The following is a 19,521-nucleotide window of genomic DNA, read 5'->3' on the forward strand; positions in this document are numbered from 1 at the left end:
GTTTACCCCGGGGATTGTGGGGGAGAACCTTGCGGGGAAGGGGGTCTTTTGCTAATGTGTGCGGTAAAGCTCGTAAAAACCCCGGGCGTTGTGCAGGAAGTGGGCCAGGATGCCGGGCAGGAGGCTTCCCGTGAGGAGGTAGGCACTCCCCAGGAGGAGGCCGGCGAAGCCCGTGTAGAGGGGGTAGGCCAGGGCCCGCCGGGGTGCGGGGTGGAAGAGGGCGAAGAGGAGGGCCTGGAGCAGGACCCCCCAGGGGCCAAACCCCTTTACCAGGAGGCCTTGCACCAGCCCGCGGAAGAAGACCTCCTCCGCCACCCCGGAGAGGAGGGCCAGGAGGAGGAGGGCAGAAGGCCCCATCCCGGCCTCCTTCAGGGCCCGCCCCAGGGCCTGGTGGAGCCTTTCCGTCTCCCGGAAGGAGGCGGGGAGGAGGAGGCGGAAGAGGGCCTCGAGGCCCCCCAGGGCCAGAAGAAGCCCCCCCGCCCAGAGGAGGTCCCCGGCCCTGGCCTCCCCGAAGGGCAGGCCCAGGAGGAGCATCCCCGAGGCCCCCAGGAGGAGGAGGCCTACCTGGAGGGCGAGGAGGAGGCCGAAGGGTGCGGGCACGGGAGGGCGCTCAGCTTGGGGCCCGGGCCGTGACCAGGGCCACCTTCTCATCCTAGGGGATTTCCAGCACCAGCCTGGGCCGGAAGGCCAGGGCGTCGGCGGCCACCAGGTGGAGGGGGATGCCCTGGAAGGCCTGGGGGAGCTTGCTGGGGTCGGCCCCGTGCAGGTGGCCGTAGACGATGGCCGTGGGCCTAGCCTCCGCCGCCACTTCCAGCAGGGGGGTGGGTTCCCCGCTGGGGCCAAAGGGGGGGAAGTGGAAGGCCAGCACCAGGTGCCGGTAGGGCTTGCCCTCCAGGTCCCTCAGGGAAAGCTTGAGCCGCTCCACCTCCCGGGCGAAAACCTTCTCATCCTCCGGGGTGGGGGGTGGGTACTGCCAACCCCGGGTGCCGGCCACCGCCACCCCGTCCACCACCAGGGCATCGTTTTGCAGGGCGTACATCCCCGGGGGGAGGACCGCCCTCAGGCGGCTGATGGAGGGCCACCAGTAGTCGTGGTTGCCCTTGAGGAGCACCTTCCGCCCGGGCAGGGCCGCCAGGTCCAGGAGGTCGGGAAGGGCCTCGGGCAGGCGCATGGCCCAGGAGATGTCCCCGGGGACCACCACCAGGTCCTCCTCCCCCACCACCTGCCGCCAGCCGTGGAAGAAGGCCTCGGGGTGCCCTTTCCACCCGGGGCCGAAGACGGTCATGGGCTTGGGGTGGACGCGGGATAGATGGGGGTCGGCGATGGCGAATACCCGCATGGGCTTTAGCGTACCCTAAAGGCATGGGAGAGGCCCTGGCCTATGCCCTCCGCCTCCTGGCGGGACGGGCCTTCAGCCGCGCCCGCCTTAAGGAGAAGCTAGGGGCCCGCTTTCCCCAGGAAGAGGTGGAAGCGGCCCTGGAACGGCTGGAGGCCCTGGGGTACCTGGACGACCGGGCCTTCGCCGAGGCCTTCGTGGCGGGAAGGCGCAAGTACGGTCCGCGGAAGCTCCGCCACCTCCTCTGGGCCCAGGGGGTGCCGGAAGAGGTGGTGGACGCCCTGCTCTCCCAGTACGGGGAGGAAGAGGCCCTGGAGGCCGCCCTAAAGGTCCTCCGGCGCTACCCCCGCCGCCAGGACCAGGCCAAGGCGGTGCGCTTTCTCCAGGGGCGGGGTTTTCCCCTTTCCGTGGCCCTTCAGGCCTACCGGCTTGTCAAGGAGGAGGAAAGCGGGTAAAAAGGGCCCATGCCTGAGGTACGCGCCGAGCGCTTCATCCCCGCACCCCCGGAGAAGGTCTACGCCCTGGCCAAGGACTTGGAGGGCCTCAAGCCCTACCTCAAGGAGGTGGAGAGCCTAAAGGTCCTGGCCCAGGAGGGAAACCGCACCCGAAGCGAGTGGGTGGCGGTGGCCATGGGCAAGAAGGTGCGCTGGCTGGAGGAGGAGGAGTGGGACGACGAGAACCTTAAAAACCGCTTCTTCTCCCCCGAGGGAGACTTTGACCGCTACGAGGGCACCTGGGTCTTCCAGCCCGAGGGGGAGGGGACCCGGGTGGTCCTCACCCTCACCTACGAGCTCACCATCCCCATCTTCGGGGGGCTTTTGCAGAAGCTGGTGCAGAAGCTCATGCAGGAAAACGTGGAAAGCCTGCTGAAGGGCCTGGAGGAGCGGGTCCTGGCCGCCTAGTTGCGTCCTGGGTCCCTTTGCTCTAGCATGGGCCTGAAGCCGCCCATGTTTTTCCAGACGGGGTGGCCCAAGAGCTTTCAGGAGGTCAAAGTGGAAACGTTGCGCGTCTCTTCCAAGTCCCGCCCCAACTCCGTGGCCGGCGCCATCGCGGCGCTCTTGCGCACTAAGGGGGAGGTGGAGGTGCAAGCCATCGGTCCCCAGGCGGTGAACCAGGCGGTGAAGGCCATCGCCATCGCCCGGGGCTACATCGCCCCCGACAACCTGGACCTGGTGGTCAAGCCCGCCTTCGTGAAGCTGGACCTGGAGAACGAGGAGCGGACCGCGCTGAAGTTCAGCATCAAGGCCCACCCCCTGGAGTCTTGAGGCCCGAGAACCCTAGGGCCCTGGCCCTGGTCCTCCTCCTGGAGGTGGAGCGGGGAGGCCGGGCCCAGCTCCTTTTGGACCGGGCCCTGGACCGCCTCCCCTGGCCGGAGCGGGACAAGGCCTACGCCACCCACCTGGTCTACGGGGCCCTGCGCCGGCTCCGCCTCCTGGACTTTCTCCTGGAGCCTTTCCTCCCCCATCCGGAAAAGCTTCCCCCGGAGGTGCGCTGGGCCTTGCGCTTAGGGGCCCTGGAGTGGCTTCTCGGCAAGCCCCACCACGCCCGGGTGAGCCCCTGGGTGGAGGAGGCCAAGCGCCACTTTCCCCGCCTGGCCGGCCTGGTAAACGCCGTGCTGCGGCGCCTGGCCCCCAGGGAGGCCCCGGAGTGCGTGCGCCTAAGCCTCCCCGACTGGCTCTGCGCCGCCTGGCGTACCTTCTTCGGGGGGCTGGGCTTTGCCGAGGGCTTTAACGAGCCCGCTCCCCTTTTCCTCACCGCCTACCGGCCGGTGGAGGGGTTGCGCCCGGGCCCCATCCCTCACAGCTACCTCTGGGAAGGGCCTAAGACGGACTTCTCTGCCCTGGGCCTCCAGCCCCAGAACCCGGCCTCCCTCTTCGCCGCAGAGCTCCTGGAGCCTAAGTCGGGGGAGAGGGTGCTGGACCTCTGCGGGGGGGCGGGGCTCAAGGCCTTTTACCTGGCGGCCAAGGGGGCGGAGGTCATCTCCTACGACCTGAACAAGAAGCGGCAGGAAGCGGGGGCCAGGACGGCGGCCCGGCTTGGCCTGAAGGTGGCCTACCGCACCCAGGACCTGAGGCACCCCATTCCCGAGAAGGCGGAGAAAGTGCTCCTGGACGCTCCCTGTACCGGGACGGGCACCTTCCGCACCCACCCTGAGCTGCGCTACCGCCTGGCCCCGGAAGACCCCCAGGCCATGGCCGAGCTTCAGCTTGCCCTGCTGGAAACGGCGGCAAAGGCCACGGCGGAAGGGGGGGTTCTGGTCTACGCCGTCTGCTCCCTTACTGAGGAGGAGGGGGAGGGGGTAGCCCGGGCCTTTTTGGCCAGGCACCCCGAGTTCCAGCCCGAGCCCTTTTCCTGCCCCTTCCCGGTGCTTAAGGCGGGGCTTGGGGTGTACGTGGCCCCCGAGGGGGGGCTGGACGGGTTTTATTACCTCCGCCTGCGCAGGGTAGACTCTAGAGCATGAAGCTGGCCTTCCTGGGCCTGGGCAAGATGGGCCGGAGCATCCTAAAAGGGGCCCTGGACCGGGGCTTCCTCAGGCCGGAGGAGGTGGGGGTGGTGGGGCGCACCCCCGAGCGCACCCGGGAGCTGGCGGCGGCCTTTGGCCTGCGTCCCCTGGATCTGAAGGGGCTGGCCCGGGCGGAGCGGGTCCTCCTGGCCGTGCAGCCCCGGGACTTCCCCCACCTGGCCCCGGAGATCGCCTTTCCCGGGGTGGGGTACATCTCCATCATGGCCGGGGTTTCCACGGCGGTGCTGGCCCGCCGGCTGGACACCCGGCGGGTCGTGCGGGCCATGCCCAACCTGGCGGCGGTGATCGGGGAGAGCTCCACCGCCCTCACCGCACTAAAGGAGGCCCGGGAGGCGGGGGACCTGGACTTCGCCCGGGGCCTTTTCGCCACCGTGGGGGACGTATACGAGATTCCTGAGCACCTCTTTGACCCCTTCACCGCCATGTCCGCCTCTGCCCCCGCCTACCTGGCGGTGGTGGCCGAGGCCCTGGCGGACGCGGGGGTGAAGATGGGGATGCCCCGTTCCCTGGCCCTGCGCCTGGCGGCGGAGGCCCTGGCGGCCACCGGGGAGCTTCTGAAAAGCCGCCATCCCGGCCAGCTCAAGGACGAGGTGGCAAGCCCCGGGGGCACCACCATCCACGGGCTCCACGCCCTCGAGGCCCGCGCCCTGCGCGCCGCCTTCTACGAGGCGGTGGAGGCGGCCACCCGGCGGGGGCATGAGCTCGGGGAGGTGGAATAGGGCCATGGGGAGGTGGGCGCTCCTGGCCGGGCTTGGCCTCCTGCTTTTGGCCTGGGGCCAGGTCTTTCCTCAGGCGGGGGCCCGCTACGCCTACTCCGACGGCACCCGGCAGGAACTCCTCCCCACCCCGGAGGGCTTCCGCCTGCGCTACCTCAAAGGAGGGCAGCTTTTCCGAGAAGACCGGCTTAAGGCCCTTCCCGAGGGGCTTTTCCTCCTGGGGGTGGGCCTGCCCGAGGGGTATTTCCCCTTTGAACCCCCCTTGCTCCTCTACCCCCATCGCCTGGAGCCGGGCCTGGCCTGGGGGGGAAGCGTCCGCTTCCGGGGCCAGCGGGTGGCCCTCTCCGCCCGGGTGGAGGGGGTGGAGGGGGTGAGGGTGCGGGCCGGGGCCTTCAACGCCTACCGGGTGCGGGTGGCCTACACCACGGAAAAAGGGGGGACTGACCTCAAGGAGCTCTACCTGGTCCCCGGCCTGGGGGTGGTGGCCTACCGGGCGGGGGAGAGCTGGGTGGAGCTTTTGGAGGTTCCTAAGCCTGGGCCCTGAGGTAGTAGCGCAGGATCTCCCCGTACATGCGCAGGCGGTGGAAGAAGCCCTTCAGGAGGCCCCGCTTCTCCTCCTTCATCACCTGGCTCACCCCCGGCAGGGGCAGGTAGCGCACCCGCCAGCCCAGGCGCTTGGCGTGGCGGGTGAGGAGGAGCTCCAGGTCGTAGCGGGCTCCCTCCAGGCCGGGAATGGCCTGGAGGTCCTCGGTGCGCAGGGCCCGCTGGCCCGAGAGGAAGGGGGTGAGGCGCATGGCCAGGTCGGTGGAAAGCCGCCCCCCCTGGAAGACCCCCACGGTCATCTCCGCCTCCCCCCGGGCCACGGGGTCCAGCAGGGCCTGGAGGTGCTGGGGTTTGAGCCCCAGGAGGTCGGCGTCCGCCAGGAGAACCAAAGGGGTGTCCACCGCCTTGAGCCCCGCGGCGATGGCCCCCCCCTTGCCCCGGTTCTCCCGCAGGCGCACCACCTGGGCCCCGGCTGCGGCCGCTTCCTGGGCGGTGCGGTCCTGGGAGCCATCGTCGGCCACCACCACGGGGAAGCCCGCCTCCTTGGCTGCCCGCACCACCTGGGCGATGGTGGCCTCCTCGTTGTAGGCGGGGATGAGCACCGTGGCCTCCATCTAGCCTCCCAGAAGCCGCCTCAGGTCCTGGAAGGTGACCAGGATCACCAGCAGGATGAGAAAGAGGAAGCCCAGGTAGTGGACCACGGCCTCCTGTTCGGGGCGGATGCGGAAGAGCCGGGCCAGAAAGAGGAGGAGGATCCGCCCCCCGTCCAGGGCGGGGATGGGCAGGAGGTTGAAGAGGGCCAAGGAGAGGTTGATGGCCACGGTGAGCTCAACCAGCCGGAAAAACCCCTCCTGGGCCGCCCGGCCGGTTTCCGCCACGATGCCCACCGGGCCCATCACCCCGCTGTCGGGGTTGCCCGCCAGCACCCCCAATAGCCCTCCCACCAGGGCCCGCACCATCTCCGGGCCGAAGGCCAGGGTGCGGCTTGCCGCCAAGAAGAGGCCCTCCAGGAAGCCCACCCGGCGGTAGGCCACCTCCGGCTGGTACACCACCCCGAGCCGCTCCATCCCCGCCTCCCAACGGAGGTTCAGGACCACCTCCTGCCCACCCCGCCTCACGGTGAGGGTATGGGTCCCCGGGGTCTTCACCCGCTCAATGTCCCGGGGGGTTTCCAGGGGCCTTCCGTCCACCGCCACCAGGACGTCCTGGGGCCTTAGGCCGGCCCTTTCGGCCACGCTTCCCGGGAGCACCTCCAGGACCACCGCCCGCCCCGTGGCCTGCGGCACCCCTTGGGCGCTGAAGAGGTAGGCGAGAAGCCCCCAGGCCAGGAGGATGTTCATGGCCACCCCCGCCACCAGGACCAGGAGTTTGCCCGGAAGGGAAAGGGCATCGTACCCCCGGCCCCGTTCCTCGGGGAGGAGGCCTTCAATGTCGGCGTAGCCCCCTAAGGGGATGGCGGAGAGCCGCCACTCCGTGCCCGCCGCCTGCCGCCGCCAGAGGATGGGGCCGAAGCCGATGCTGAAGGCCTTGACCCGCACCCCCTGGAGCCTTGCCGCCAGGTAGTGCCCCAGCTCGTGCACGAAGATGCTGACCCCGATGATGATTAGAAACCAAACAAGGCTCATGCCCACCTCTTGGCCTCCTCCCGGGCCCAGGCGTCCACGGCGAAGAGGTTATCCCATGTTAGGGGAAGGTTGGGGCTGGCTTCCAGCACCCGGGCCAACACTTCGGGAATCCGGGTGAAGGGAAGGCGGCCGGCCAAGAAGGCCTCCACCGCCACCTCGTCCGCAGCGGAGACCGCCACCTGGGCTAGCCCGCCCCGCCGGCCCGCGGCGTAGGCCACCTCCAGGGCGGGGAAGCGCCGGGTGTCGGGCTCCAGGAACTCCAGGGTTCCGGGGAGGGGGAGGTCCTTGAGGGGGGTCTCCGCCCGCTCGGGGTAGGTCAGGGCGTACTGGATGGGTAGGCGCATGTCCGTGGGGCCCAGCTGGGCCTTGAGGCTGCCGTCCCGGAAGCGCACCAGGCCGTGCACGTAGGCCTGAGGGTGGACGAGGACCCGCACCCTTTCCAGGGGGAAGCGGAAGAGCTCCTTGGCCTCCAGGGCCTCGAGGCCCTTGTTGAAGAGGGTGGCCGAGTCCACCGTCACCTTGGGCCCCATCCGCCAGCGGGGGTGGCGGAGGGCCATCTCCGGGGTCACCTGGGAGAGGTCCTGGGGCTCCTTCAGAAAAGGTCCCCCGCTGGCGGTGAGGATGAGCTCGGCCACATCCTCCCGCCTTTCTCCCAAAAGGGCCTGGAAGAGGGCGGAGTGCTCGGAGTCCACGGGGAGGATTTCCGCCCCGTGGGCCTCCACCTCCTGCCAGAGGAGGGGCCCTGCGGCCACCATGGCCTCCTTGTTGGCCAGGGCGATGCGCTTGCCCGTGCGGGCCGCCACCCGGGTGGGGCTAAGCCCCGCCAGGCCCGGGATGGCGGCCACGGCCACCTCCGCCTCCAGGGCGGCCACCTCCTCCGGGGTCCCCAGCTTAAGGCCGGGGAAGCGCGCCCTGAGCTCGCCGTGCAGGCTTTCCTCCGCCGCCACCAGGAGGGGTTGCCACTCGGCGATCTGCTGGGAGAGTTCCTCCAGGTTTCTGCCCGCCGCCAAGCCCACCACCCGGTAGCCCCGCCAGCGGCAGACCTCGAGGGCCTGCCGCCCGATGGAGCCCGTGGAACCCAGGACCACAACCCGTTTCATGTGAAGAGCACCACCAGGTAGTACGTGAGGGGGAAGGTGAAGAGGAGGCTATCTATCCGGTCCAGAAGCCCCCCGTGCCCGGGAAGGAAGCGCCCGGAGTCCTTCACCCCACAGTAGCGCTTCAGCATGGACTCCGCCAGGTCCCCAAGCTGGGCCGCCAGGGAGAGGAGGAGGCTGAAAAGCCAAAGCTCCAGTAGGCCAAAGGGGAAGACCTCCCGCACCAGGCCGGTGTAGCCCACCAGGGCCAAAAAGCTCACCAGGATGCCCCCCAAGGAGCCCTCCACCGTCTTGCCGGGGCTGATCTCCGGGGCCAGCTTGCGCCGGCCAAAGGCCCGGCCCACGAAGTAGGCCCCGATGTCGGTGGCGAAGCTGGCCACGATGGGCAGGGAAAGGGTCCAGAGGCCCATGTGGCCGTCCGGGGTTTCCCGCAGGAGGAGCACGTACCCCAGGCTCCAGGGGAGGTAGAGGAAGGCCAGGAGGGTGAAGGCGAAGCGGGTGAGGTCGGCGCCCCGCAGGAGCTCGTAGCTGAAGCTGGCCATGAGGAAAAGCCCCAGGGCCACCTCCCGCCAGGGCACCTGGGGGAAGTGCCAATAGAGCTGGGGCAAGGAGAAGAGGAAGAGGACCACACCCCCCCCAAGGAGAAAGGACAGGTTCAGCCCGATGCCCCGGCGGGCCAGCATGTCCCTAAGCTCCAGGCTCCCCAGCCAGAGGACGAAGATTAGGGTGGGGAGGACCAGGGGAAGCCCCGCCCACAGCACGAAAAGGAGCAGGACTGCCCCCACCAAGGCGGAAGCCACGCGGGCCGCCAGGTTTTCTCCTTCCTTGATCACACCCCAGCCTTTCCCCAGGACGGCCTTGGCCCCCGGGTGCTCTTCCCTAAGCCCTCGTCCACGCTAAAAATCCGCCCCTTTGGGGAGCTCTCCTGGCCCCGAAGGGGTGCCTAGCCCAGGATCTCCTGCTCCTTCTTCTCCGCCAGGGCGTCCGCCTTGGCGATGAACTCGTCGGTGATCTTCTGGATTTCCCCCTCCGCCCGCTTGGTGTCGTCCTCGGAGAGGTGGAGCTCCTTGGCCAGCTTCTTCAGCTTCTCCAGGGCCTCGCGGCGGACGTTGCGGATGGCCACCCGCCCCTCCTCGGCCAGGTGGCGGGCCGCCTTCACCAGCTCCTTGCGCCGCTCCTCGGTAAGGGGGGGGATGTTGATGTAGAGGGCGTCCCCCTTGTTGCTGGGGTTGAGGCCCAGGTCGGAGTCCCGGATGGCCTTCTCAATGGCCTTGAGGGCGTTCTGGTCCCAGGACTGCACCACCAGGGTGCGGGCGTCCGGGGCGGTGACGGTGGCGATCTGGTTTAGGGGTACCTGGCTTCCGTAGTACTCCACCTTTAGGTGGAGGAGCAGGGCGGGGTTGGCCCGTCCCGTGCGCAGGCCTGCCAGGTTGTGCTCCAGGACCTCGAGGCTCTTCTGCATGTGCGCCCGTGTCTCCGCGTAAAGGTCTTTCAGGGTCATGCTCCCTCCTCTCTAGGCGTGGATCAGGGTGCCCACCTTTTCCCCCTGGATAATACCCACCAGGGCGCCCGGTTTGAAGATGTCAAACACCACGATGGGGAGTCCCGCCTCCATGCACAGGGTGATGGCCGTGGTGTCCATGACCTGGAGGCCCCGGTTCAGCACCTCCAGGTAGGAGAGCTCGTCAAAGCGCACCGCATTGGGGTTCTTGCGGGGGTCGTCGGAGTAGACCCCGTCCACCTTGTTCTTGGCCATGAGGACCACCTCGGCCCCCACCTCCAGGGCCCGCAGGGCCGCGGCGGTGTCCGTGGAGAAGAAGGGGTTGCCGGTCCCCCCGCCGAAGATGACGATGCGTTCCTTCTCCAGGTGGCGCAGGGCCCGCCGCCTTATGTAGGGCTCGGCCACCTGGGTGATGGTGAGGGCGGTCTGCACCCGGGTGGGGATGCCCAGGGCCTCGAGGGCGTCCTGCAGGGCCAGGGCGTTCATGATGGTGGCCAGCATGCCGATGTAGTCGGCGGTGGCCCGGTCCATGCCCACCCCCTGCCTGGCTCCCCGCCAGAGGTTGCCCGCCCCGATGACGATGGCCAGCTGCACCCCGGTGTCGTAGGCGGCCTTGATCTCCTTGGCCAGGGCCCGGGTGGCCTCGGGCTCAATGCCGAAGCCGTTTTGCGTGAGGAACTCGCCGGAAAGCTTGAGGAGAACCCTTTTGTACCTCATGGCTTTAGCAAAAACCGGGGCCCCTTTTCCCCAGGGCCCCGGTTGGACGGCATGGCCTAAGCCCCCAGCTCAAAGCGGCAGAAGCGCCGCACCACGATGTTCTCCCCGGTCTTGGCGATGGCCTGCTGCAGGAGCTCCTTCACCTTCACCTTGTCCTCCTTGACGAAGGGCTGCTCCAGCAGGGCCACCTCCTCCAGGTACTTCTTGAGCCGCCCCTCGGCGATCTTCTCGGCGATGGCCTGGGGCTTCCCCTCGTTGAGGGCGGCCTGGATGTAGATCTGCCGCTCCCGCTCCAGCTCCTCCTGGGGGATTTCCTCGGCGGAGACGTAGCGGGGGTTCATCATGGCGATGTGCATGGCCAGGTCCCGGGCCAGGTTCTGGAAGACCTCGTTGCGGGCCACGAAGTCCGTCTCGCAGTTGAGCTCCACCAGGACCCCCACCCGCTGGTTGTGGTGGATGTAGTGGCCGATGATGCCTTCCCGGGCCTCCCGCTCCGCCTTCTTGGCGGCCTTCATGGCCCCGCGCTCCCGGAGGAGCTGCACCGCCTTCTCCTCGTTCCAGCCGGCGTCCTCGAGGGCCTTCTTCACGTCCATCATCCCGGCCCCCGTGGCCTCGCGCAGCTTCTTGATGAGTTCCATCTGGCTCATGCTTCCACCTCGTCCTCGCCGTCAAGGCCCAGGGGCTCCTCCTGGGCCTGCCGCTCGGCCTCCTCCACCAGGGCGTAGGAGGGGGAGGGCTCCACCACCCCACCCCGGGCCTGGATGATGAGGTCCGCCGCCCGGGAGAGGATGAGCTGGATGGAGCGGATGGCGTCGTCGTTGCCGGGGATGATGTAGTCCACCAGGTCGGGGTCGGAGTCGGTGTCCGCCAGGGCGATCACCGGGATGAAGAGCTTCCTGGCCTCCCGCACGGCGATGGCCTCCTTGGTGGGGTCCACCACGAAGATGGCGTCGGGGAGGCGCTTCAGGCGGCGGAAGCCCATGAGGTACTTCTGGAGGCGCTCCAGCTCGTGCTTGAGGCGCACCTGCTCCTTTTTGGGCCGCTCGGCGATCTCGGGGGAGGCGAAGAGGTTCTCCAGCTCCTCGAGGCGGTTTACCCGCTGGGCGATGGTCCGGAAGTTGGTGAGCATCCCGCCCAGCCAGCGCTGGTTCACGTAGGGCATCCCCGCCCGGTCCGCCTCCATGCGCACGATGTCCTGGGCCTGCTTCTTGGTGCCCACGAAGAGCACCGTGCCCCCGCGCATGGCCAGGTCCTCCAGGAAGCGGAAGGTGCGCTCCAGCTCCACCATGGTCTTCTGGAGGTCAATGATGTGGATGCCGTTGCGCTCGGCGTAGATGTAGCGGGCGAACTTGGGGTTCCAGCGCTTGCGCTCGTGGCCGAAGTGCACCCCTGCTTCCAAAAGTTCCTTCACGCTGATGTTGACAGGCATATTCCTCCCATTTGGGGAAGGTTGGGCTTGGCGTTTCCCGCGTGCCGGCCTATTTCCCGCAGGACCTTCCCCTGCCTGGCGGGCTGGTCCGGCACACCTCCCCGATTATAGGCCCCCCTTGCCCTTTACGAAAGCCCCCCGCTTGGCCTATACTTCCTTCGGTCTGGGGCGGTAGCTCAGAGGGAGAGCACCCGCCTTGCAAGCGGGAGGTCAGGGGTTCAAATCCCCTCCGCTCCACCAGGCAGCCCAAGCCCCACTCCCCCCTCGGGAGTGGGGCTTTTAGCCCGTGGGGGCGGCGGGTAGACTGCGGGCGTGTCCGTGAGCCTCCTTTTTCTGGGAGCGGGCAACCGGGGCTTCGCCTATGCCCGCCTCGCCCACGCCCTGGGGGCGCGGATTGCTGGGGTGGCCGAGCCGAGGGGGGAGCGGCGGGAGGCCTTCCGGGAGGCCTTTGGGGTGGAGAGGGCCTTTGGGGACTGGCGGGAGGCCCTGGAGGCCCCCCCTCTTGGGGAGGCGGCGGTGGTGGCCCTGCCGGACCGGCTGCACGCGGAGGCGGCGGTGGCCCTCATGGAGCGGGGATACCACCTCCTCCTGGAGAAGCCCATCGCCCCCACCTGGCCGGAGGTGGCCCGGGTGGCGGAGGCCAAGGCCCGCACGGGGCGCATGGTGGCCGTGGCCCACGTGCTGCGGTACACCCCCTACGCCCGGGCCCTGAAGGCCCTGTTGCGGGAGGGGGCCGTTGGGGAGGTGGTCTCGGTGCAGCACCTGGAGCCCGTGGGGCACTGGCACTTCGCCCACAGCTTCGTGCGGGGGAACTGGCGGAAGGAAGGGGAGTCCAGCCCCTTCCTTCTGGCCAAGAGCGTGCACGACCTGGACTGGCTGCTTTTCCTGCTGCCCAAGGGGGTGCGGCGGGTGGCCTCCTTCGGGGGGCTGTACCACTTCCGCCCCGAAAGGCGCCCCGAGGGTGCGGGGACGCGGTGCCTGGACTGCCCGGAGGGGGTGGAGCGGAGGTGCCCCTTCTCGGCGCGGCGGATCTACCTGGAGGCCTACGCGCGTGGGGAGCGGGGCTGGCCCCTGGACGTGGTGGCTTACCCGGTGACCTGGGAGGGGCTGGTGGAGGCTCTGAGGGAGGGCCCCTACGGGGAGTGCGTGTACCTGGGGCGAAACGACGTGGCGGACCACCAGGTGGTGATGCTGGAGTACGAGGGTGGGGAGACGGCGAGCCTGCACGTGGAGGGGCTTTCGCGGATGCGGTTTCGGGAGACGCGGGTGTTTGGGACGGAGGGGGAGCTTTTTGGGGATGGGGAGCGCATCTGGGTGCACCACTTCGTGCGGGGGGAGCGGGTGGTGGAGGTGGGCCGGTTTGGCGAGGCCTCGGTGCGCGGGGGGCACGGGGGCGGGGACCTGGGGCTGGTGGAGGCCTTTTTGCGGGCGGTGGCCTTAGGGGAGGAGGGGTTGCTGGAGCCTTTTGCCGAGGCGGTGTACGCCCACCGGCTCACCTTCCTGGCGGAGGAGGCCAGGCGGGGGGGAAGGGTGGTGGAGGTGGAAAACCCCCGGCCCTGAGGCCGGGGGCGTTTGGCGGAGAGGGCGGGATTCGAACCCGCGAGGCAGGTTTAAGCCCGCCTACACGATTTCCAGTCGTGTCCCTTCAGCCACTCGGGCACCTCTCCAAGTGCCGACCTTGAGTCTAACAAGAGCCTTTTCCATCGTCAAGTAAGCTGGGAAACGTGCGGGTGGTGGTGGCCCACGAGAACCTGGACTTTGACGCCCTGGGGTCCATGGTCCTGGCGGGGAGGCTTTTCCCGGGAAGCCTGCTGGCCTTGGTGGGGGGCCTCGAGGGCCCCTTGAAGGAGCTTGCCCCCCTCCTGGAGGACCGGCTGGACCTGGTGCCCGCCGCCGAGGTGCCCCTGGAGAAGGTCTCCGAGGTGGTCCTGGTGGACAACGCCCGCCCGGAGCGCATCGGCCCTTTCCGCGCCCTGGTGGGCCGGGTGCCCTTTTTGGTCTTTGACCACCACCCCAAGGCCCCGGGGGACGTGCCCGCGGTGGGGGGCAGGGTGGCGGCGGTGGGGGCCACGGTGAGCCTCCTCCTGCCCCTGGTGCGGGAGCGGGGGCTTTCCCTCACCCCCCTGGAGGCCACCCTGGCCTATGCGGGTATCTGGGAGGACACCGGAGGGTTCAGCTTCCCCTCCACCACCCCCCAGGACCTCGAGGCCGCCCACCACCTGGCCCTCATGGGGGCGGAGATTCCCCGGGTGCGGGAGTGGGTGCGCCCCCACCTGGGGGAGGAGGCCCGGGCGGTGCTCAGGGCCCTGTTCAAAACGGCCCGGGTGGTGGAAAGGGAAGGCTTCCGCCTCCTCCTGGCCCAGGCCCGGGAGGAGGGGTATGTGCCCGCCCTGGCCCCCCTGGCCCACACCCTCCTGGACCTGCACGAGGCCGAGGGCGTGCTCCTGGTGCTCAAACTGGGCAAGGAGGTCCTCCTCATCGCCCGGAGCAAGGAGCGCCTGGACGTGGGCCGCTGGCTCGCCCAGGTGGGGGGCGGGGGACACCCCCGGGCCGCCTTCGCCCGGGTTCGGGGGGTGCGCCACGCGGTGGCCCGCCTGCTGGAAAGCCTTCCCCAGTACCTGGACCCCGAGCCCACCCTCAAGGAGGCCATGACCGCCCCCGTGGAGACCCTCTCCCCCACCACGGTGCGGGAGGCCCTCAGGGTGCTGGAGGAGCGGGGCTACGGGGCCATGCCGGTGGGGGTGCCCCTGGAGGGGGGTGAGGTGCGGGTCCTGGGGTTGGCCCGCAGGCGGGACCTCAGGAAGGCGGAGCGGCTTGGGCTTTCGGACCACCCGGTGGAGGGCTTTTTGGCCCGGGCGGTGGTCCTTCCCCCGGAGACCCCCCTTTCCCAGGTGGAGCCCTACCTCAAGGAGGGCGGGGGCCGGGTGCTGGTGGGGGAGCGGGTGGGGGAGGGGGTCCGGCTTCTTGGCATCTTCACCCGCACCGACCTCTACCGCAAGAAGCCCCTGGGGGAGAAGCCCCTGGGGCAGAGGATCCTCGAGGCCCTGCCCGAGGGGGCCAGGCGGGTCCTCTTGGCCTTGAAGGAGGCCTTCCCCCAGGGGGTCTACCTGGTGGGGGGGGCGGTGCGGGATGCCCTTTTGGCCCGCTCTGGCCCGGATTTGGACCTGGTGCTGGAGCCCGGGGTGCGGGTGGGGGAGGTGGCCCGCTTCCTGGTGGAGCGCTTTGGGGGAAGCTATGGCCTGCACTACGCCTTCGGCACGGGAAGGGTGCGCCTGGCCTTCGGCCTCACCGTGGACCTGGCGGAGAGCCGGGAGGAGGTCTACCCCTACCCCGGGGCCCTGCCCCAGGTGCGCCCTGCCCCCATCGCCAAGGACCTGGAGCGCCGGGACTACACCGTGAACGCCATGGCGCTTTCCCTGGCCACCCTGGAGCTTCTGGACCCTTACGGGGGGCTTAGGGACCTCGAGGCCCGCCTCCTCCGCCCCCTCCATCCCCTCTCCTTCGTGGAAGACCCCAGCCGCATCGTGCGGGGGGCGCGCCTGGCCGCCCGGCTCGGCTTCCGCTTCGCCGAGGAGGCCCTCAAGGCCCTCCCGCCGGCCCTATTGCCCGAGGTCCTGGCCACCGCCAGCAAAAGCCGCCTCCGGGACGAGCTCCTCCTCACCCTGGAGGAGGAGACCTTCCACCAGGCCCTGGCCCTGCTGGAGGCACTCGGGGCCCTGGGGCCCCTCTACGGCCTTAGGCTTCCTCCCCTCGAGCCCTTCCGCCGCCTGGCGGTTCCCCGGGATGAGGCCCATCCCGAGCGCTTCTTGGGCGAGGCCCGGCTCCTGCTCCTCCTCTACTTCCAGGAAGATCCCCTGGAGCGGGCCGTGGCCCTGGGGACCCCCAAGCGGTTGCAGGAGGCCTTGGCCCTCCTCCTCAAGGCGGCCAGGGGGGCCGAGGTGGAACGGGAAGCCCTGGCCAAGGAGCCCCTGCGGAGCGCCTTCCTGGCCCTTTTCCCGGAGCGGGAGGGCTGGCTTGCCGAGAAGCCGCGCCAGCTCATGGGCCGCGACCTGCTGCAGATGGGCCTGAAGCCGGGGCCCAGGGTGGGGGAAATCCTGCGCCGGGTGGCCGAGGCCCGGGCCCGGGGCGAGGTGCGGACCTTTGAGGAGGAACTGGCCTTAGCCCGTAGACTGGTGGGCGATGGGACTCTTTCCCCTCCTCAATGACCCCCCGGTCTTCCTGGTGGCCTTCGCCCTGGCCACGCTAGGCCTGGTCCTCCACAACCTCTTCCAGGCCTGGCTGGCGGACCGCTACGGGGACACGGCCCCTCGCCGCTATGGCTTCCTCTCCCTGGACCTGCGGGCCCACCTGGAGCCCTTGGGCCTGGTACTCCTCCTCCTTTTGGGCTTCGGCTGGCCCCGCTTTGTCCCCACCGCCCTCCCGGGGCGCAAGGGGGCCTGGGTGGCCCTCATGGGCCCTTTGGGCTTCTTCGCGGCCGCCTTCCTCTACGGCCTCCTGGCCCGCTTCCTCCCCTACCCCTTCGGGGAGGGCTTGCTCTTCGCCCAGGGGCTCATGCTCCTCCACGCCGCCATCTACCTCTTCCCCGTACCCCCCCTGGACGGGGCCAAGGCCCTCTATGCCGTGGGGGGGTACGAGGCCCGCCGCTTCCTGGACCAGCTTTCCGCCTACGGCCCCCTAGGCTTCCTCCTCATCTTCTTGGTCCTCTCCTACACCGGGGTCACGGGGGCGGTGGTGCGGGGGCTTTCCGGCCTCCTCAACGCCATCTACCGGGCCATCGGGCTATGATGGGGCTTTGGCAACAAGACCCCCTGGCCTTTTTCCTGGCCTTCTCCGTCCTCCTCCTTAGCCTCTCCCTGCACGAGTGGGGGCATGCCTACGCCGCCTTCCGCTTCGGGGACGGGACCGCCCAGCGCCAGGGCCGCCTTACCCTGAACCCCTTGCGCCACCTGGACCCCTTGGGCACCCTCCTCCTCCTGCTGGTGGGTTTCGGCTGGGCCAAGCCGGTGCCGGTGAACCCGGGGGCCTTCCCCACCTACCGCCTGGGGCTCTTTGTGGTCTCCGTTGCCGGCATCCTCATCAACCTCTTCTTGGCGGTGCTCTTTGCCCTGCTGGTCCGGGGCCTCGTGGCCCTGGACCCCCTGGGGGTGCTCCTGGCCTTCCGGGGGGAGGAGCGGAGTCTGGTGGGGGTTCTGGCCCTGGCCCTCTACTTCGCCAGCTCCATCAACCTGGTCCTGGCCGTGTTCAACCTCCTGCCCATCCCCCCCCTGGACGGCTCCAAGATCCTGCAGAGCCTCCTGCCCCTTTCCTGGCAGCCCCTCCTGTGGCGGCTGGAGCAGTACGCCTGGCTTTCCTTCCTCCTCATCCTCACCGTGCTCCGGGGGCCCATCCAGGAGGTGCTGGCCCTGGCCCGCCGGGCTTTTTTCGGCCTCTTCCTGGGCTAGGCCCCCCTAGACTGAGGAGGTGCGCACCCTAAGCCTGCTCCTCGTGGTTTTGGCCCTCCTCCTTCTCCTCCCGGCCCTCCTGCCCCTTTTGGGCTGGCTCAACTGGATGGTGGTGCCCCTGGCCCTTCTGGGGGCGGGGCTCGGCCTTTTGAGCGGGGAGGAGCGGGCGTGGAAGCTGGGGCTTTTGGTGGTGGGGGTTTCGGCCCTAAGGCTTCTCCTGGGAGGCGGACTCCTCTAGCCAGCCCCGCAGGACCCGGAGGTTCCAGGCGTCCTCCTCCGGGCTCCTGGGGGTTTCCAGGATGAAGACCCGGTCCCGCAGGCGCCTGTCCAGAAGCACCCCCTTAAGCCCTTCCCCGATTTGGCCCTGGAGGAGGTGGGCGTGGTGGTCTATGCGGCTTCCCAGGCTCCCCACGGAATCGTTGAGGTGGACCACCGGTACCCGCTCCAGGCCCACGGCGCGGTCCAGCTCCGAGAGCACCTCGGCGGGGCGTTCCCCCACCGGGTACCCGGCGGCGAAGGCGTGGCAGGTGTCCAGGCAGACCCCCATGGGGGTGTCCTGGATGAGCCAGGCCAGCTCCTCAAAGCGTTGGCCCACCTTCTCTCCGCCCCCGGCGGTGTTTTCCAGGAGCAGGGTGGGCCGCTCCCGCACCCCGGCGAGGCGCAGGGCCTTCAGGGCCCCCTCCTTGACCCGCTCGGGGCTTCCCGAGCCCGGGTGGACCACCACGTACTCCAGCCCCAGGAGGCGGGCCTTTTCCAAGTCGTCCGCCAGGCTCATCACGCTCTTTTCCCAGAGCTCCCCCTCGGCCCCCAGGTTCACCAGGTAGGAGGCGTGGATTACCCCGGGAAGCCCCCCAGCCAGCTCCCGCAGGGCGCGGAAGGCCTCTATCTCCCCGGGGGAGAGGGGGCGGGTCTTCCAGCTCCTGGGGCTTTTGGCGAAGATCTGGAAGGCGCTTAGGCCCAGGGCCTGGGCCTCCTCCACCGCCCCGGCCACCCCCTTTTTCCCGGCGATGGACAGGTGGAACCCGTAGCGCACCATCTAGTCCTCCACCACCTCCACCCGCACCCGGGTGGCGGAAAGGGCCCCAATGGCCTTGGCGGCGGCGTAGGAGAGGTCTATGATGTACTTCCCCCCGAAGGGCCCTCGGTCGTTGATGCGCACCACCACGCTTTTCCCGTTTCGGAGGTTGGTCACCCGCACCCGGGTGCCGAAGGGGAGGGTGGGGTGGGCGGCGGTGAGGGCGTGCATGTCGTAGCGCTCCCCGCTGGCGGTGCGGCGGCCGTGGAAGCCCGGGCCGTACCAGACGGCCAGGCCCACCTGGAGGAAGCCCTTTGCTTGGGACGCTCCTTGGGCCGGGGCCAGCCGGAGCACCTGCCCCGGGCGGATGAGGTCCGAGGTGAGGCCGTTGAGCCGTTTCAGCTCCTCCACGCTGAGGCCATGGGCCCGGGCGATGCGGTAGAGGGTGTCCCCCTTCTGCACGGTGTGGGTCTGGGCCAGGGCCGAGCTGAGGAGGAAGGCCAGGAAGAGGGCCCGCACCTAGACCTCCTGCCAGCCCCGGGGGAAGCGGGAGAGGAGCTCTATGCCGCTGGGGGTGATGAGGACCAGCTCTTCAATCCGCACCCCTCCCACCCCGGGCAGGTACACCCCGGGTTCCACCGTGACCACCATGCCGGGCTCCAGGGTGTCCTCGGAGTAGGGGGAAAGCCCCGGGCCCTCGTGCACCGCCAGCCCCACCCCGTGGCCCAGGGAGTGGACGAAGTAGCGGTCCAGGTCCCACCGCTTAAGCTCCTCCCGGGCCAGGGCGTCCACCGCCTTGGCGCTCACCCCGGGGCCCAGGGCCTCGAGGGCCCGCTCCAGGGCGGCCAGGGTGGCGTCAAAGGCCCGGCGCAGGGTGCTGTCCACCCGTCCCAGGGCGAAGGTGCGGGTCATGTCGGAAGCGTACCCCCCAAGCCGCGCCCCCAGGTCCAGGGTGACCAGCTCCCCAGCCTGGAGGGGCTTTTCCGAGGCCCCGGCATGGGGCAGGGCCCCCCGGGGCCCCGAGGCCACGATGGGGGGGAAGGCCACCCCCTCGGCCCCCCGGCGGCGCAGGAAGAACTCCAGCTCCAGGGCTACCTCCCGCTCCGTCCGTCCGGGGCGGAGGAGGGTGAGGGCGTGCTCCAGGGCCTCCTCCGCCAGGGCCTGGGCCTGGCGGATGGTGGCCACCTCTTCCGGGGTCTTCTTGAGCCGGAGCCGCTCCACCACCCCCTGGGTGGGCACCCACTCCACGGGGGAGAGCTCCCGAAGGCGCTCCAAAGCGGCGTAGGGCAGGTGCTCGGCCTCAAACCCCACCCGTCCCCGGAGCTCCTTGAGGAGGGCTTCCTTCTCCTCCCGCCTCAGCACCTTGGCCGGAATGCGGCTTTCCTTTTCCGCCTCGGGGTAGCGGGGGTCGGTGAGGAGGAAGGCCCCTTCCAGGGTCAGGAGGACCTGGGCGTCCTCCGGGTGGGGGAAGCCGGAAAGGTAGCGGACGTTTTCCGGGCGCGTCACATAGAGGGCGTCCAGCCCCAGGGGTTCCAGGAGGGTCTTTGGGTCCAGCACGGGGCCACTATACACGCCCT

The 19,521-nt window shown here is 69.6% G+C and carries 24 protein-coding genes and 2 tRNA genes; 12 read left to right on the forward strand and 14 right to left on the reverse strand.

The window, feature by feature from the left end:
- Window positions 1–51: 51 nt before the first annotated feature.
- Both B128_RS0109845 and B128_RS0109850 read right to left on the reverse strand, forming a co-directional pair.
- Complete coding sequence (locus B128_RS0109845) at window positions 52–600, reverse strand: CPBP family intramembrane glutamic endopeptidase (RefSeq protein ID WP_018112106.1); 549 nt, start codon at window positions 598–600, stop codon at window positions 52–54.
- 52 nt (window positions 601–652) lie between these two features.
- The gene (locus tag B128_RS0109850; protein ID WP_018112107.1) at window positions 653–1,339 is read right to left on the reverse strand and encodes a metallophosphoesterase; all 687 of its coding nucleotides are present in this window, start codon (window positions 1,337–1,339) and stop codon (window positions 653–655) included.
- Between the two features lie 23 nt (window positions 1,340–1,362).
- On the opposite strand from B128_RS0109850, the gene B128_RS0109855 reads away from it, so the two are divergent.
- From B128_RS0109855 to B128_RS0109880, 6 genes are all read left to right on the forward strand, one after another.
- Window positions 1,363–1,791: a regulatory protein RecX gene (locus B128_RS0109855; protein WP_018112108.1), complete on the forward strand. Its 429-nt coding sequence runs from the start codon at window positions 1,363–1,365 to the stop codon at window positions 1,789–1,791.
- A 9-nt stretch (window positions 1,792–1,800) separates the two neighbouring features.
- On the forward strand, window positions 1,801–2,238 hold the full coding sequence (locus tag B128_RS0109860; protein WP_018112109.1) for a type II toxin-antitoxin system RatA family toxin: 438 nt from the start codon (window positions 1,801–1,803) through the stop codon (window positions 2,236–2,238).
- Between the two features lie 90 nt (window positions 2,239–2,328).
- Window positions 2,329–2,601, forward strand: coding sequence for a stage V sporulation protein S (locus tag B128_RS0109865; protein WP_014515944.1), 273 nt, complete (start codon window positions 2,329–2,331; stop codon window positions 2,599–2,601).
- Window positions 2,598–3,797, forward strand: coding sequence for an RsmB/NOP family class I SAM-dependent RNA methyltransferase (locus tag B128_RS0109870; protein ID WP_018112111.1), 1,200 nt, complete (start codon window positions 2,598–2,600; stop codon window positions 3,795–3,797). Before B128_RS0109865 ends, B128_RS0109870 begins: the two co-directional genes overlap by 4 nt.
- Window positions 3,794–4,579, forward strand: coding sequence for a pyrroline-5-carboxylate reductase (gene proC, locus B128_RS0109875; protein ID WP_018112112.1), 786 nt, complete (start codon window positions 3,794–3,796; stop codon window positions 4,577–4,579). Before B128_RS0109870 ends, proC begins: the two co-directional genes overlap by 4 nt.
- 4 nt (window positions 4,580–4,583) lie before the next feature.
- Window positions 4,584–5,120, forward strand: coding sequence for a hypothetical protein (locus B128_RS0109880; RefSeq protein WP_018112113.1), 537 nt, complete (start codon window positions 4,584–4,586; stop codon window positions 5,118–5,120).
- Here the strand turns inward: B128_RS0109880 and B128_RS0109885 are convergent.
- The 8 genes from B128_RS0109885 to rpsB all read right to left on the reverse strand — a co-directional run bounded on the left by B128_RS0109885 (window position 5,104) and on the right by rpsB (window position 11,488).
- Complete coding sequence (locus B128_RS0109885; RefSeq protein WP_018112114.1) at window positions 5,104–5,733, reverse strand: glycosyltransferase family 2 protein; 630 nt, start codon at window positions 5,731–5,733, stop codon at window positions 5,104–5,106. The two genes, B128_RS0109880 and B128_RS0109885, sit on opposite strands and share 17 nt — an antisense overlap.
- Complete coding sequence (locus B128_RS0109890; protein WP_018112115.1) at window positions 5,734–6,744, reverse strand: M50 family metallopeptidase; 1,011 nt, start codon at window positions 6,742–6,744, stop codon at window positions 5,734–5,736. It abuts the gene before it with no gap.
- Window positions 6,741–7,844 (reverse strand): 1-deoxy-D-xylulose-5-phosphate reductoisomerase, encoded by a 1,104-nt coding sequence (gene dxr, locus B128_RS0109895; protein ID WP_026175171.1) that lies wholly within the window; start codon window positions 7,842–7,844, stop codon window positions 6,741–6,743. Before dxr ends, B128_RS0109890 begins: the two co-directional genes overlap by 4 nt.
- Window positions 7,841–8,674 carry a phosphatidate cytidylyltransferase gene (locus B128_RS0109900; RefSeq protein WP_018112117.1) on the reverse strand — a complete coding sequence of 278 codons (834 nt, stop codon included), beginning with the start codon at window positions 8,672–8,674 and terminating at the stop codon, window positions 7,841–7,843. The genes dxr and B128_RS0109900 overlap by 4 nt, the downstream gene beginning before the upstream one ends.
- 110 nt (window positions 8,675–8,784) lie before the next feature.
- The gene (gene frr, locus B128_RS0109905) at window positions 8,785–9,342 is read right to left on the reverse strand and encodes a ribosome recycling factor (RefSeq protein ID WP_018112118.1); all 558 of its coding nucleotides are present in this window, start codon (window positions 9,340–9,342) and stop codon (window positions 8,785–8,787) included.
- Window positions 9,343–9,354: 12 nt separating this feature from the next.
- Window positions 9,355–10,059, reverse strand: coding sequence for a UMP kinase (gene pyrH, locus B128_RS0109910; protein ID WP_018112119.1), 705 nt, complete (start codon window positions 10,057–10,059; stop codon window positions 9,355–9,357).
- A 56-nt stretch (window positions 10,060–10,115) separates the two neighbouring features.
- Entirely contained in the window at window positions 10,116–10,706 is a 591-nt protein-coding gene (tsf, locus tag B128_RS0109915) for a translation elongation factor Ts (protein ID WP_018112120.1), read from the reverse strand.
- Complete coding sequence (gene rpsB / locus B128_RS0109920) at window positions 10,703–11,488, reverse strand: 30S ribosomal protein S2 (protein ID WP_018112121.1); 786 nt, start codon at window positions 11,486–11,488, stop codon at window positions 10,703–10,705. The genes tsf and rpsB overlap by 4 nt, the downstream gene beginning before the upstream one ends.
- A gap of 165 nt (window positions 11,489–11,653) precedes the next feature.
- Here rpsB and B128_RS0109925 point away from each other — a divergent pair.
- Window positions 11,654–11,728 (forward strand) — tRNA-Ala (locus B128_RS0109925).
- Between the two features lie 72 nt (window positions 11,729–11,800).
- Window positions 11,801–13,048 (forward strand): Gfo/Idh/MocA family protein, encoded by a 1,248-nt coding sequence (locus B128_RS0109930; RefSeq protein WP_018112122.1) that lies wholly within the window; start codon window positions 11,801–11,803, stop codon window positions 13,046–13,048.
- 13 nt (window positions 13,049–13,061) lie between these two features.
- Here B128_RS0109930 and B128_RS0109935 read toward each other — a convergent pair.
- A tRNA-Ser gene (locus tag B128_RS0109935) sits at window positions 13,062–13,155 on the reverse strand.
- Between the two features lie 57 nt (window positions 13,156–13,212).
- On the opposite strand from B128_RS0109935, the gene B128_RS0109940 reads away from it, so the two are divergent.
- Genes B128_RS0109940 through B128_RS0109955 form a run of 4 tightly spaced genes read left to right on the forward strand, consistent with a single transcriptional unit; the run spans window position 13,213 to window position 17,167 of the window.
- Window positions 13,213–15,693 carry a CBS domain-containing protein gene (locus B128_RS0109940; RefSeq protein WP_018112123.1) on the forward strand — a complete coding sequence of 827 codons (2,481 nt, stop codon included), beginning with the start codon at window positions 13,213–13,215 and terminating at the stop codon, window positions 15,691–15,693.
- On the forward strand, window positions 15,668–16,273 hold the full coding sequence (locus tag B128_RS0109945; protein WP_018112124.1) for a zinc metalloprotease: 606 nt from the start codon (window positions 15,668–15,670) through the stop codon (window positions 16,271–16,273). Before B128_RS0109940 ends, B128_RS0109945 begins: the two co-directional genes overlap by 26 nt.
- Window positions 16,270–16,929, forward strand: a complete 660-nt coding sequence (locus B128_RS0109950; protein ID WP_026175172.1) for a site-2 protease family protein — start codon at window positions 16,270–16,272, stop codon at window positions 16,927–16,929. The genes B128_RS0109945 and B128_RS0109950 overlap by 4 nt, the downstream gene beginning before the upstream one ends.
- A 19-nt stretch (window positions 16,930–16,948) precedes the next feature.
- Window positions 16,949–17,167, forward strand: a complete 219-nt coding sequence (locus B128_RS0109955) for a hypothetical protein (RefSeq protein ID WP_018112126.1) — start codon at window positions 16,949–16,951, stop codon at window positions 17,165–17,167.
- Here the strand turns inward: B128_RS0109955 and nfo are convergent.
- Genes nfo through B128_RS0109970 form a run of 3 tightly spaced genes read right to left on the reverse strand, consistent with a single transcriptional unit; the run spans window position 17,135 to window position 19,498 of the window.
- The gene (gene nfo / locus B128_RS0109960) at window positions 17,135–17,965 is read right to left on the reverse strand and encodes an endonuclease IV (RefSeq protein ID WP_018112127.1); all 831 of its coding nucleotides are present in this window, start codon (window positions 17,963–17,965) and stop codon (window positions 17,135–17,137) included. The two genes, B128_RS0109955 and nfo, sit on opposite strands and share 33 nt — an antisense overlap.
- Window positions 17,966–18,463 carry a septal ring lytic transglycosylase RlpA family protein gene (locus B128_RS0109965; RefSeq protein ID WP_018112128.1) on the reverse strand — a complete coding sequence of 166 codons (498 nt, stop codon included), beginning with the start codon at window positions 18,461–18,463 and terminating at the stop codon, window positions 17,966–17,968.
- The gene (locus tag B128_RS0109970; RefSeq protein WP_026175173.1) at window positions 18,464–19,498 is read right to left on the reverse strand and encodes a M24 family metallopeptidase; all 1,035 of its coding nucleotides are present in this window, start codon (window positions 19,496–19,498) and stop codon (window positions 18,464–18,466) included. It abuts the gene before it with no gap.
- Between the last annotated feature and the right edge of the window lie 23 nt (window positions 19,499–19,521).

The sequence above is a fragment of the Thermus igniterrae ATCC 700962 genome, assembly GCF_000376265.1.
Classification (GTDB): domain Bacteria; phylum Deinococcota; class Deinococci; order Deinococcales; family Thermaceae; genus Thermus; species Thermus igniterrae.